This is a genomic window from Sphaerisporangium sp. NPDC051011 (assembly GCF_040653595.1).
Taxonomy (GTDB): Bacteria; Actinomycetota; Actinomycetes; order Streptosporangiales; family Streptosporangiaceae; genus Sphaerisporangium.
On record NZ_JBFAGG010000007.1, the window covers coordinates 93,350 to 105,825 of the forward strand.

Here is a 12,476-nt window from a genome sequence, read left to right on the forward strand (position 1 = left end):
AGACAGCACGGACGCGGGCGACCGACCCAAGAGGAGGTCCCCCGTGGAGGGTGTCCACAGCACGGAAGCCGTCATAGACAACGGCTCGTTCGGCACGCGTACCGTCCGGTTCGAGACCGGGCGGCTCGCGCGCCAGGCGGCGGGAAGCGCCGTCGTTTACCTTGACGACGACACGATGGTCCTGTCCGCCACCACCGCGTCCAAGCATCCCAAGGAAGGCCTGGACTTCTTCCCGCTCACGGTCGACGTCGAGGAGCGGATGTACGCCGCGGGCCGCATCCCCGGCTCGTTCTTCCGCCGTGAGGGCCGGCCGTCCGAGGACGCCATTCTCACCTGCCGTTTGATCGACCGCCCGCTGCGCCCGTCCTTCGTCAAGGGCCTGCGCAACGAGGTCCAGGTCGTGGCCACGGTGATGGCCCTCAACCCCGACCACCTGTACGACGTGGTCGCGATCAACGCGGCCAGCCTCTCTACTCAGCTCGCCGGGCTGCCCTTCTCGGGCCCGATCGGCGGCGTCCGCGTCGCGCTGATCAACGGCCAGTGGGTGGCGTTCCCGACCCACTCCGAGCTCGAGGGCGCGACCTTCGACATGGTCGTCGCCGGCCGGGTCCTGGAGGACGGCGACGTCGCGATCATGATGGTCGAGGCCGAGTCCACCCGCGACACGCTCAGGCTCGTCGCCGAGGGCTCCGTCGCGCCCACCGAGGAGACCGTGGCCGAGGGCCTGGAGGCCGCCAAGCCGTTCATCAAGGTGCTGATCGAGGCGCAGAACAAGATCGCCCAGGTCGCCGCCAAGGAGACCGCCCAGTACCCGATCTTCCTGGACTACCAGGAGGACGCGTACGAGGCCGTCGCCGGCGCCGTGAAGAGCGAGCTGGCCTCCGCGCTGACCATCGCCGGCAAGAAGGAGCGCGAGACCGAGCTCGACCGGGTCAAGGCGCTGGCACTGGAGAAGGTCGGGCCCGACTTCGAGGGCCGCGAGAAGGAGCTCTCCGCCGCGTTCCGCTCGCTCACCAAGAAGCTCATGCGCGAGCGCGTCATCACCGAGGGCGTGCGCATCGACGGCCGGGGCACCAAGGACATCCGCCAGCTCAGCGCCGAGGTCCACGTGGTCCCGCGGGTCCACGGCTCGGCCCTGTTCGAGCGCGGCGAGACCCAGATCCTGGGCATCACCACGCTGAACATGCTGCGCATGGAGCAGATGATCGACACGCTCAACCCCGAGCGCACCAAGCGCTACATGCACAACTACAACTTCCCGCCCTACTCCACCGGCGAGACCGGCCGGGTGGGCTCGCCCAAGCGCCGCGAGATCGGCCACGGCGCGCTCGCCGAGCGGGCGCTGCTGCCGGTGCTGCCGAGCCGCGAGGAGTTCCCGTACGCCATCCGCCAGGTGTCGGAGGCGCTCGGCTCCAACGGCTCGACCAGCATGGGCTCGGTCTGCGCCTCCACCATGTCGCTCCTGGACGCGGGTGTCCCGCTGAAGGAGATGGTGGCGGGCATCGCGATGGGCCTCATCGGCGAGGGCGGCCAGTACGTCACGCTGACGGACATCCTCGGCGCCGAGGACGCCATGGGCGACATGGACTTCAAGGTCGCCGGCACCCGCGAGCTCATCACCGCCCTCCAGCTCGACACCAAGCTGGACGGCATCCCGGCCGAGGTCCTCGCCGCGGCGCTCAAGCAGGCCCGGGCCGCGCGGCTGGCGATCCTTTCGGTCATGCAGGAGGCGATCGACTCCCCGGCCGAGATGAACCCGACCGCGCCGCGCATCATCACGATCAAGGTCCCGGTCGACAAGATCGGCGAGGTCATCGGCCCCAAGGGCAAGATGATCAACCAGATCCAGGACGACACCGGCGCCGAGATCACGATCGAGGACGACGGCACGATCTACATCGGCGCCACCGACGGCCCGTCGGCGGAGGCCGCGCGCAGCACGATCAACTCGATCGCCAACCCGCACATGCCGGAGGTCGGCGAGCGCTACCTGGGCACGGTCGTCAAGATCGCGGCCTTCGGCGCGTTCGTCAGCCTGATGCCCGGCAAGGACGGCCTGCTGCACGTCTCCCAGATCCGCAAGCTGCACGGCGGCAAGCGCATCGAGAACGTCGAGGACGTCATGAACGTCGGCGACAAGATCCAGGTGGAGATCGCCGAGATCGACTCGCGCGGCAAGCTGTCCCTGGTGCCGGTCGAGGTCATCGAGAAGGAGGCCGCGGCCAAGGCCGAGAGCGGCGGCGGTGACGTCGACGTCGACGGCGGCTCCCACCCCGAGCCGGAGTTCCGTGAGCCGCGCGAGGCCCGCGAGCCCCGTGAGGAGCGCGGCGGCGACCGGCCGCGGCGCGCCCGCACCCGCGGCGGACGGGACGACCGCAACTCGTGACGACCACGACTCTGCACCCCGGCAGGGACGGCGCCGGGGTGGTACGCCGCACCGTCCTCCCCGGGGGGCTCCGGGTGGTGACCGAGACCATGCCGACCGTCCGCTCCGTGGCGGTCGGCATGTGGGTCGGCATCGGATCACGTGACGAGGCCCCCGAGCACACGGGGGCCACCCACTTCCTCGAACACCTGCTGTTCAAGGGCACTCCGACCCGCGACGCCCTGGAGATCTCCGCGGCGATCGAGGGCATCGGCGGCGAGATCAACGCCTTCACCGCCAAGGAGTACACCTGCTACTACGCGCGGGTCCTGGACGAGGACCTGCCCCTGGCGATCGACGTCCTCGCCGACGTCGTGACCTCCTCGCTGGTCACCGCCGAGGACGTCGAGTCCGAGCGCGGCGTGATCCTCGAAGAGATCGCCATGCACGACGACGACCCGTCCGACGCCGTGCATGAGGCGTTCTCCGCAGAGTTGTACGGCGACGTCCCGATCGGGCGGCCCATCCTCGGCTCGGTGGAGTCGATCAACGCGCTCTCGCGCGACCGCATCGCCGAGTACTACCAGCGCTACTACCTGCCCCCGCACACCGTGGTCTCGGTGTGCGGCAACGTCTCGCACGAGCGGGTCGTGGAGCTCGTCGCCACGGCGTACGAGCGGGCGGGCGCGCTCGGCGGCACGGCCGAGCCGGTGGCCCCGCGCCTGTCGGGCGAGGGGGCCGTGGCGCGCTCGGGCGCGCGGCTGATCGACCGGCCCACCGAGCAGGCCAACCTGGTCCTCGGCACCACCGCGCTGTCGCGCACCGACGACCGGCGCTTCGCCCTCGGCGTCCTCAACGCGGCCCTGGGCGGGGGCATGTCCTCGCGCCTGTTCCAGGAGATCCGCGAGAAGCGCGCCCTGGCCTACTCGGCGTACAGCTACACCACGCAGTACGCCGACACAGGCCAGTTCGGCGTCTACGTCGGCTGCCTCCCCGGCAAGATCGACGATGTCCTGAAGATCTGCCGCGAGGAGATCTCCCGGGTCGTCGCCGAGAGCATCACCGAGGAGGAGATCGCCCGCGGCAAGGGTCAGATGCGCGGCGGGCTCGTGCTCGGCCTCGAGGACACCGGGTCGCGCATGTCCCGCATCGGCAAGAGCGAGCTCGTGTACGACACGCTCATGTCGGTGGACGAGGTGCTGGCCCGCATCGAGGCCGTCACCCCCGAGGAGATCGACGCCATCGCGCGCGAGATCCTCTCCCGGCCGATGACGCTCGCCGTCATCGGTCCGTACGGCGACAAGGACTTCAGCTCCTTCATCGCCTGAACCGCCCGAACGATCTCAACGGCCTGAACGGATCGCCTTCCGCCGGCCCCGGGCTCCCGTCCCGGGGCCAGGCGCCGGGCCGTTGAGAAGCCGATCGTGGCCACGTCCGGGCGTGGCCGCACCCGCCCGGGTCTTCTCCGGAGGACCCGGGTTTGGCGCTACGCTTGGGCATCGTGATCAGGGTTGGAGTTCTGGGCGCCCGCGGGCGCGTCGGTGTCGAAGTCTGCAAGGCGGTCCACGCGGCCGAGGACATGGAGCTCGTCGCGGCGGTCGACGCCGGCGACCCCATCGAGTCGCTCACACCGGCCGAGGTCGTCGTCGACTTCACCCACCCCGACGTCGTCATGGACAATCTGCGGTGGTGCATCGAGCACGGCGTCCACCCGGTGGTGGGCACGACCGGCTTCGACGCGGCCCGCCTGGAGGTCGTGCGCGGCTGGCTGGCCGAGAACCCCGGCGTCAACGCCCTGATCGCCCCGAACTTCGGCATCGCCGCGGTGCTGATGATGCACTTCGCCCAGCAGGCCGCGCGCTTCTTCGAGTCGGTCGAGATCATCGAGCTGCACCACCCGAACAAGGCGGACGCCCCCTCGGGCACCGCCCGGCGCACCGCCGAACTGGTCGCCGAGGCGCGGCGCAAGGCGGGCCTCGGCGCGATGCCGGACGCCACCAGCTCCGAGCTGCCCGGCGCGCGAGGCGCCGACGTCGAGGGCGTGCACATTCACGGCGTGCGCCTGGCCGGGCTGATCGCCCACCAGGAGGTCCTGCTCGGCGGCGACGGCGAGATCCTCACGATCCGGCACGACACGATGAACCGCTCGTCGTTCACCCCGGGCGTGCTGCTCGGCGTCCGCCGCGTCCGCGACCTCCCCGGCCTCACCATCGGCCTGGAACACCTCCTCGACCTCTGACGCGCATCCGCCCTGCCCGTCCACCCGCGCTACCAGGATCGTCCTGGACGAATCCGGGTAGCGCCAAGCGAAAGGGCCGGTGGTGGATTGTCACGGGTCGTTTCGGATGCTCGGGCGCAGCGGCCTCCAGTTTCATCTTCTCCAGGACCTCGCTACGGCGGCCCAAGTGGTTTGGCTATAGGGCGAGGCCGATGGTGAAGAGCAGGCCGAAGGCGAGTTGGAGGCGGCCGGTCTGTTGCAGTGTGGCGATCAGGGCCCGCCCGTTCCCTCCGTCCCGCACGGCCTTGGCGGGCACCAGGGCGAGCGGCAGCGCCAGCACGGTCAGCGCGGCGAACGGCCGTACGAAGGCCAGGGCCAGGGCGACGATGAACGGAACCAGCAGGCAGGCGACGTAGAGCACGCGTGTGCGGGTGTCGCCGAGCACGACCGCGAGCGTGCGCTTGCCCGCGGGGCCGTCGGTGGTGATGTCGCGCAGGTTGTTCACCACCAGCAGCGCGCAGGCCAGCAGCCCGACCGGCACCGCCGCCGCGACCGCGAGCCACGGAAGCCGTTCCATCTGGACGTACGTCGTGCCGGCCACGGCCACCAGGCCGAAGAACACGAACACGGAGATCTCGCCGAGCGCCCGGTAGCCGTACGGCCGTGAGCCTCCGGTGTAGAACCAGGCGGCGGCGATGGCCAGCGCCCCGACGATCAGCAGCCACCACGCTCTGGTGGCCACGACCAGCGCCAGGCCCGCGACGGCCGCAGCCAGGAAGCACCCGAAGGCCGCCAGCAGCACCGAGCGGGGCGAGGCCACCCGCGAGCCGACCAGCCGCAGCGGGCCCACCCGCGCCTCGTCCGTGCCGCGCACGCCGTCGCTGTAGTCGTTGGCGTAGTTCACGCCGACCTGGAGGATCAGCGCGACCAGCAGCGCGACCACGGCCCGCCACCAGCTCGCCGCGCCGTACGAGACCGCCACGCCCGTGCCCACGGCGACGGGGACCACCGCCGCGGGAAGGGTGCGGGGTCGTGCCCCCGCCAGCCATTGAGCGGGTGTCGCCAACGTCGTTTCCTCTTCCACCGATTCGGTCCGCGGCCGGGCGGGGAACCCCGTTCCAGGCCGGATTCGCCTATGCAGGGTATTTCATGACCGTCCGGGTCGTACGACGGTGCCTCGCCCGAGCGCCGCGCGGATGGGCGTGATCAGCTGATGTCCGTGGCCAGGCGGATCATCTTCACCGGGCGGCCCATGTCCAGGACGCGCTCGGCCTCGTCCGGGGCCCACCCCGCCGAGGTCAGGAAGCTCAGCCGCGCGTGGTCGTCCGCGAAGACCCAGGTGACGACCGAGGCGTAACCGTCCTCGCGCAGGTGGTCGACGGTGGCGTTGAGCAGCCGGCTGCCGTGGCCCCTGCGGGTGTGGTCGGGGTCGACGAGCAGGGTGAGCAGCTCGGCCGTGGTGGACGGGTCGAGGTCCGGGTCCTCGGCGGGGGCGTGCGAGGCCAGGCCGACCACCCGCTGCCCGCCGGGCTCGCCGTGGCTCTCGGCGAGTGAGGTCAGAAGGTCTTCGGTCTCGACGGCGACCAGGAGGCGGTGGCGCGGCGAGGGCGGCGCCACGACGGCCTCCTCCCACTGGCGGCTCCACAGCTCCCGCGCCGACGGCCCGGTCATCTGCTCCAGCGGCTCCTCGGGCATGAACCGGCCGTAGCCGCTCTTCCACGCCCTGATCTGGGTGGCCGTCACCGCCGGGACGTCCTCACGCCGCGCGGGCCGTACCCCCACGTCTGCCATATCGGCAGGCCTCCTTTCCTCGGCCCCCACACCGTATCCGGGTCCACCGGGCGACCATGAACCCGCCACCGATGATCGCCTGCCCGGGGAACGCCGGGTGATCGCCGCGCCGTAGCGGGACGGCAGGCCCGGTGAACGTCCCCGCCCCCGACGCGCTCGCGGGCCGGGTTCAGGACGCTCGCGGCGCGCTCTGCTGGCGGCGGGCGCGGTACGCGCGGGTCTTGGTGCGGTTGCCGCACACCCGCATCGAGCACCACGCGCGCGAACGGTTCTTGGAGGAGTCGATGAACGCCCACTGGCAGGTGCTGTCGGCGCAGACCTTCAGTCGCGGCCACGAGCCGTCGGCGTGCGCCCGCAGGACGGCCGTCGCGATCAGCCCGAGCCCCCGCGCCGCGCCCTCGGCGAGCGGTTCGGGAGCGGGCGCGCCGTCCACCAGCGTGATCCGCAGGGGGAGCGCCGCGAGCGCGGCCTCCAGCCGGGTGGACGCGGCCTCGGCCACCGGGCCGGGCGCGAGAGCCTCCGCGACCGGGCCGGGCGCCGGTGTCTCGGTCGCAGGACCGGGCCCCCGAGTGTCTGCCACCGGGCCGGGCGCCGGAGCATCGCGGGTGGCCTCGGGCGCGTGCTCGTGCCGCAGGGCGGAGCGCAGGCCCTCGCGCAGGTTGACGGCCAGCGCCCAGTCATCGTCCACGGCGCGGTCCGCCTCGGAGATCAGCCCGCGTTCCCGCAGCCAGATGGCGAGCTCGGCGGGTGAGGCCAGCTCGTCGGTGTCGCCCTGGACGTCGTAGGTGTTCACGAAGTCGCGGAGCAGTTCGGCCGGCGCGTCCATGTGACCACTGTAAGCCAGTAGAGGGTTTCGCCTGGTATCGAGCGCCCTGGCACCCCGCACTCCCGCGCCCGGTTGGCGCCGCCCGGTGACAGGGAATGCGCCCCGTACCCCCGCGCCGGGATGGTGCCGTGTGGTGACCGGGAAGACGCCCCGCACTCCCGCGTGGGGACGGAACGGTCAGGACAGGTGGGCGTCCAGGGCCGCGCCGAGGCGGCGGACCCCCTCCGTCAGCTCGGCGACGTGCGCCGCCGCGATGTGCGTCACGCGGATGTGCGGCCCCGGAGGCTCGGCGGGGTGGTAGATAGCGCCGGGGCTCACCAGCACCCCCGCGCGCTGCGCGCTCTCGACCAGGGCGGTCTCGTCGACCTCGCGCGGCAGCCGCACCCACAGGTGCAGGCCGCCCTGCGGCACCGGCCGGACGACGGCGGACGGCAGGTGGCGGGCCAGGGCCGACGCCAGCGCGTCCCGCCGCACCGTGATCTCCGCCGCGACCCCGGCCAGGTGGCGGCGCCAGCCTGGCGAGCCCAGGAACTCCAGCGCCGTCTCCTGAAGCGGCCGGGCCACGAAGAACGACTCGACGACTTGCGAGGCCCTGAGCCGTCGCGCGGCCGGGCCCCGGGCGATGACCGCGGCCACCCGCATGGACGGCGCGGTGATCTTGCTGAGCGAGTTGACGTGAACGACCGTCCCGTGGGTGTCCAGCGTGACGAGCGACGGCGGCACGGGCTCCGTCGTCAGGTAGCGGGCGTAGTCGTCCTCGATCACGAACGCGCCCGCGGCCCGGGCCACGGCGAGGATCTGCTCGCGGCGCGCGGGCGGGACCACGGCGCCGGTGGGGTTGTGCACGGTCGGCTGGCAGAAGAAGACCCGCGCGCCGGTGACCGCGAACGCCTCGGCCAGCAGTTCCGGCCGCACGCCCTCGCGGTCCATCGGCACGGCGACCGCGCGTAGCCCGGCGGCCCGCGCCGAGGCGAGCGCGCCCGGGTAGGTCGGGGTCTCGACGAGCATCGCCTGGCCGGGGGCCGCGAGGGCGCGGAAGGCGTGGGTCAGCGCGGCCTGGCCGCCGCTGGTGATCAGCACGTCCGCCTGGGTGACGCCGCCGCCGACCTCGGTGGCGAACCAGCGGCGCAGCTCGGCGAGGCCGTTCAGCGGGGGCAGCGCCCAGGCGTCCGGGCGGCGCACGGCGCGCGCGGCGGCGTTGGCCAGGGCCTTGGACGGGCGCAGGCCGGGGTTCAGGTAGCCGCCGGTGAGCGGGATGACCCCCTCGGGCGGTGGGGTGAGCAGGCCGCTGACGGCCGTGTCGTCCACGGACCTGTCGCCGAGGGACACGGTCTGCCAGGACACGTCCGTGCCGTCGCCCGCCGTCGCCGAGGGCGGGGCGGAGACGAAGGCCCCGATGCCCGGCCGCGTGACCACCCGGCCCTCGGCGGCGAGCGCCGCGAGCGCCCGCGAGACCGTGACGGGGCTGACCCCGTGCCGCCGCGTCAGCTCCCGGCTGGACGGCAACCGTCCGCCGGGCCCGACCCGGGCGGCCTCGTCCCGCAGCAGCCCCGCGAGCCGGGCGATACTGCTATCGTCATCCATGAGAGACAAGAATAGCGCTATCGTTCCCTCGGCGGTATCGCGTGAAAAGTCGGGTTCAGCGAGGCGGGGGCGCGCGACGCCCGATCCCCGGGAGCGACGGCGCGCGACGCCGGGCGGCCCCGAAGAGGCGACAGCCCGTGGTCCTGAAGAGGCGGGGATCGCTGGAGGCGGACGGCGGCTCGCTGGGGCGGGTGGTCCGGTCGTCCGTGACGCGCGGCCCGGCGGGGGCGTCTGGAGGGGGACGGCGCTCGCCGGGCTCGGGGTGCTGGCCTTCTCCGGGACCTTTCCGGGCACCGAGCTCGCGATGCGGGGGTTCGATCCCTACCTGGTCGCCATCGGCAGGGCGGCCGTCGTGGCGCTCGTCGCGGGGATCTGCCTGGTGGCCGCCGGGGCCCCGCTCCTCCCGCCGCGCGCCCACCTGCGGTCGTACGCGGTCGTCGGGCTCGGCGTGGTCTTCGGGTTCCCGCTGTTCAGCGGGCTGGCGCTGGACGCGGGGGCGAGTGTGTCGCACGCCGCCGTCGTGATCGGGCTGCTCCCGGCCGCCACCGCCGTGTGCGCCGTCCTGCGCGCGGGGGAGCGGCCGCGCCCGCTGTTCTGGGTGGCCTGCGCCGCCGGGGCCGTGTCGGTGACGGTGTTCACGCTCAGCCGGGGAGGCGGGCGCCCGTCCCTCGCCGACCTGCTGCTGCTCGCGGCCCTGCTCTGCGCGGCGGCCGGGTACACCGAGGGCGGCAGGCTGGCCCGGCACACCCCGGGCTGGCGGGTCATCTCGTACGCTCTCGTGCTCGCGGCCCCGGTTACGGTCCCCGTCACGGTCGTGCTCGCCGTGGTCACGCCGTCGCACCCGACGGCCGGGTCGGTGGCCGGGTTCGCCTACGTGGCCCTGGTGTCGATGTTCCTGGGATTCATCCCCTGGTACGCCGGGCTCGCCGCCGGCGGCATCGCCCGCGCGGGCCAGACCCAGCTCGTGCAGCCGCTCCTGTCGCTGCTGTGGGCCTGGCTCCTGCTTGGCGAGCGCCTGGAAGCCGCCACGATCGCCGGAGCCCTCGCCGTCCTGCTGTGCGTCGCCACAACCCAGCGCACACGCGCCTGAACGCCTCCACAGGCCGCGAATCCCCCCGCCCTCATCCCGAGGAATGCCACGCCCCTCAAAACCCCTCCCAGCCCCGCACAGCGCGCCCACGGCGACCCCGCCGGGCCTGGTACGCGATACCGCCCGGTCACGAAGCGCCCCGTGGCGCTTCGCCATATGAGGCGCCGACTTCGCCGACGTCCCTACCCGCGGCGCCGTGAGGAGCCAGTCCGTGGGGGCGGGTGGTAGGGGCCACGTGGGCGCGGAAGGTGGAGCTCCCCACAAGCGGACCCGGGAGTGAAGGGGATGGTGGGTGGTCAGGCGCCGAGGGGGACGGAGTAGACGAGGCGGAAGCGGTCGCCGGGGACGACGATGTCGCTGGTCTCGACGGGGCGGTCGCCGGCCCAGTGGGTGCGCTCGACGTGGAGGATGTGGACGCCGGTGGGGAGGTCGAGCAGGTCGCTCTCGGTGGGCTGGGGGACGCGGGTGTGGACGCTCTCGCGGATGTCGGTGATCTTGACACCGGCGGCGGACATGCGGGACAGCAGGCTCCTGCGCCCGTTGTTCGTGCCCTCTTCGGGGACGGGCTGCCCCTTGCCGAGCTCGGCGGGTTCGTAGGAGGTGGCGAGCTGCATCGGCTTGCCCTCGGCGCGGAAGACGTAGCGCGTGCGGATCACCGGGTCGCCTGGCTCCAGCCGAAGGCGCCGGGCGATCTCGCGCCCGGCGCGGACGGGCTCGCTGCGCCAGTCCCAGGTGGCGCGGTGGCCGCCCGCCTGCATGTCGGCGGCGAACGGGGCGTCGTGGTCGGTGTGGCGGGAACGTTGGAGGGGATAGAGCACGGACTTCTCGCGGACGTAGTGGCCGGAGCCGACCCGGCCGATGATCAGCCCTTCGGCGGCCAGCACTCGTAACGCGTGGCGGGCGGCGGTCTCGCCGACGCGGAACCGCTGGGTGAGCTGGGCGCGAGACGGGATCGGCGCCCCGGGCGGCAGGGTGCCGTCGGCTATCTGCGCCCGCAACTCTTCGACAACACGGAGGTACACCGGGTCGTTTCCAGTCATCCGTCCATCCCTGAGGCGTGCGAGATCGTTTTCTTATCTTGCCGTAATCAGGAGACAGCGGGGAGTAATGGAGACGGGTTGGGGTCCCAACTTTACGGACGCCGTCTCGCGGCCGCCGGACGGCGGCGCGGGCCCGCGCGCGACCGGCCCCGCCCTCCGGGCCCGCCGTGGCGACCTGCGGCGCGGGCCACCGTGGGAACCTCCGGCAGGACCTGCGGAGACGCGGTCGGCCAGGGGGTGCGGGGAGGCGCGCGAAGATCGCCGGAAAATTCTCCTCAGAGTCGTGTAACACCCACGTAAGCCACGTCGATAACACGGACAGAGGTCGTCGATGTGTGTACCCCCGAGCACATATCGGCGGCCTCTATCCATCTCCCGGCCTAGCCGGGCAACTACCGGTGAAGCCATATAAGCCCCACCGAACGCTCCTCGCATGCGGATCCGGGGTGGCGGGGTCCACCGATCCCGCCGGATCCGGGTACCGTTCCGTCTATGGCATCGCCAACAGGAACCTCCGACGCGCCCTTCGGCCGCTTGCTGACCGCCATGGTCACCCCCTTCGCCGCAGACGGCGCCGTCGACGCCGAAGGCGTCCAGCGTCTGGCGACCTACCTCGTCGACGAGCAGGACAACGACGGGCTGGTCGTGAGCGGCACGACCGGAGAGTCCGCCACCACCACCGACGCGGAGAAAGAGCTGATCCTGCGCCTGGTGCTGGAGGCCGTCGGCGACCGCGCGACCGTCGTGGCCGGGGTGGGCACCAACGACACCCGCCACACGGTCGAGTTGGCGAAGGCCGCCGAGCGCGTGGGGGCCCACGGCCTGCTGCTGGTGACGCCGTACTACAACAAGCCCCCTCAAGAGGGGCTGTACCGGCACTTCACGACCGCCGCGGATGCGACCGGCCTGCCGGTGATGCTGTACGACATCCCCGGGCGCACGGGCACGCCCATCGCCACCGAGACGCTGCTGCGCCTGGCCCACCACCCGCGCATCGTCGCCGTCAAGGACGCCAAGGGCGACCTGTTCGCCGGCGCCCAGGTGATGGCGGCCACGGGGCTCACGTTCTACTCCGGTGACGACGCCTCCAACCTGCCTTGGCTCGCGGCCGGGGCCGTCGGGTTCGTCAGCGTGGTGGGCCACGTCGTGGGCTCCGAGCTCGCGTCCATGATCCGGCTCTTCCGCTCCGGCAACGCCGAGGGCGCCCGTGACGTCAACCGGCGCCTGCTGCCCGTGGTAACCGGCATCATGACCCGCACCCAAGGGGTGATCATGGCGAAGGCGGCCCTCGGCCTGCTCGGCAGGGACGCCGGCCCCGTGCGGCTCCCGCTCGTGGACGCGACCCCGGAACAGATCGCCGTCCTGAGGGAGGACCTGCTCGCGGGCGGGGTGAAGCTGCCCGGCTGACGCCCGGGCAGGCGTCCGCGAGGGGCCGTGAAGGGCGCCACGATGACGTGACCGCCGCGCGTCCGCCCGTCCCTCCCGTAGGGGAGACGGACGGACGCGAGCGGCGGGGACATGCGGGACCGCTACAGGCCGCGCGACGGCGCGGTGGGGAGGAA

The 12,476-nt window shown here is 72.7% G+C and carries 10 protein-coding genes; 5 read left to right on the plus strand and 5 right to left on the minus strand.

Annotation, left to right across the window (positions count from 1 at the left end):
* Positions 1-43 precede the first annotated feature (43 nt).
* The 3 genes from AB0H21_RS17830 to dapB all read left to right on the plus strand — a co-directional run bounded on the left by AB0H21_RS17830 (position 44) and on the right by dapB (position 4,604).
* Entirely contained in the window at positions 44-2,386 is a 2,343-nt protein-coding gene (locus tag AB0H21_RS17830) for a polyribonucleotide nucleotidyltransferase (RefSeq protein ID WP_358517449.1), read from the plus strand.
* The gene (locus AB0H21_RS17835) at positions 2,383-3,693 is read left to right on the plus strand and encodes a pitrilysin family protein (RefSeq protein ID WP_358517451.1); all 1,311 of its coding nucleotides are present in this window, start codon (positions 2,383-2,385) and stop codon (positions 3,691-3,693) included. The genes AB0H21_RS17830 and AB0H21_RS17835 overlap by 4 nt, the downstream gene beginning before the upstream one ends.
* A gap of 173 nt (positions 3,694-3,866) precedes the next feature.
* A complete protein-coding gene (gene dapB / locus AB0H21_RS17840; RefSeq protein WP_358517453.1) occupies positions 3,867-4,604 on the plus strand; it encodes a 4-hydroxy-tetrahydrodipicolinate reductase in 738 nt (245 codons plus the stop codon).
* Positions 4,605-4,779: 175 nt separating this feature from the next.
* On the opposite strand, the gene AB0H21_RS17845 is transcribed toward dapB, so the two are convergent.
* The 4 genes from AB0H21_RS17845 to AB0H21_RS17860 all read right to left on the minus strand — a co-directional run bounded on the left by AB0H21_RS17845 (position 4,780) and on the right by AB0H21_RS17860 (position 8,784).
* Positions 4,780-5,649 (minus strand): 1,4-dihydroxy-2-naphthoate polyprenyltransferase, encoded by an 870-nt coding sequence (locus AB0H21_RS17845; RefSeq protein WP_358517455.1) that lies wholly within the window; start codon positions 5,647-5,649, stop codon positions 4,780-4,782.
* A 140-nt stretch (positions 5,650-5,789) separates the two neighbouring features.
* Positions 5,790-6,374 carry a GNAT family N-acetyltransferase gene (locus tag AB0H21_RS17850; protein ID WP_358517457.1) on the minus strand — a complete coding sequence of 195 codons (585 nt, stop codon included), beginning with the start codon at positions 6,372-6,374 and terminating at the stop codon, positions 5,790-5,792.
* Positions 6,375-6,543: 169 nt separating this feature from the next.
* Complete coding sequence (locus AB0H21_RS17855) at positions 6,544-7,200, minus strand: CGNR zinc finger domain-containing protein (protein WP_358517458.1); 657 nt, start codon at positions 7,198-7,200, stop codon at positions 6,544-6,546.
* A 177-nt stretch (positions 7,201-7,377) separates the two neighbouring features.
* A complete protein-coding gene (locus AB0H21_RS17860; RefSeq protein ID WP_358517460.1) occupies positions 7,378-8,784 on the minus strand; it encodes a PLP-dependent aminotransferase family protein in 1,407 nt (468 codons plus the stop codon).
* A gap of 262 nt (positions 8,785-9,046) precedes the next feature.
* Here AB0H21_RS17860 and AB0H21_RS17865 point away from each other — a divergent pair, with 262 nt between their 5' ends.
* The gene (locus AB0H21_RS17865) at positions 9,047-9,874 is read left to right on the plus strand and encodes a DMT family transporter (protein ID WP_358517462.1); all 828 of its coding nucleotides are present in this window, start codon (positions 9,047-9,049) and stop codon (positions 9,872-9,874) included.
* A 296-nt stretch (positions 9,875-10,170) separates the two neighbouring features.
* Here AB0H21_RS17865 and AB0H21_RS17870 read toward each other — a convergent pair whose 3' ends face one another.
* A complete protein-coding gene (locus AB0H21_RS17870) occupies positions 10,171-10,914 on the minus strand; it encodes a GntR family transcriptional regulator (RefSeq protein WP_358517464.1) in 744 nt (247 codons plus the stop codon).
* Between the two features lie 492 nt (positions 10,915-11,406).
* Here AB0H21_RS17870 and dapA point away from each other — a divergent pair, with 492 nt between their 5' ends.
* On the plus strand, positions 11,407-12,321 hold the full coding sequence (gene dapA, locus AB0H21_RS17875) for a 4-hydroxy-tetrahydrodipicolinate synthase (protein ID WP_358517466.1): 915 nt from the start codon (positions 11,407-11,409) through the stop codon (positions 12,319-12,321).
* Positions 12,322-12,476: the final 155 nt, after the last annotated feature.

Excerpts from the sequence above, each read along its gene's own strand:
- AB0H21_RS17870 (WP_358517464.1), bottom strand. The coding sequence starts at position 10,914 with ATGACTGGAAACGACCCGGTGTACCTCCGTGTTGTCGAAGAGTTGCGG.
- AB0H21_RS17855 (WP_358517458.1), bottom strand. The coding sequence starts at position 7,200 with ATGGACGCGCCGGCCGAACTGCTCCGCGACTTCGTGAACACCTACGAC.
- AB0H21_RS17860 (WP_358517460.1), bottom strand. The coding sequence starts at position 8,784 with ATGGATGACGATAGCAGTATCGCCCGGCTCGCGGGGCTGCTGCGGGAC.
- dapA (WP_358517466.1), top strand. The coding sequence starts at position 11,407 with ATGGCATCGCCAACAGGAACCTCCGACGCGCCCTTCGGCCGCTTGCTG.
- AB0H21_RS17850 (WP_358517457.1), bottom strand. The coding sequence starts at position 6,374 with ATGGCAGACGTGGGGGTACGGCCCGCGCGGCGTGAGGACGTCCCGGCG.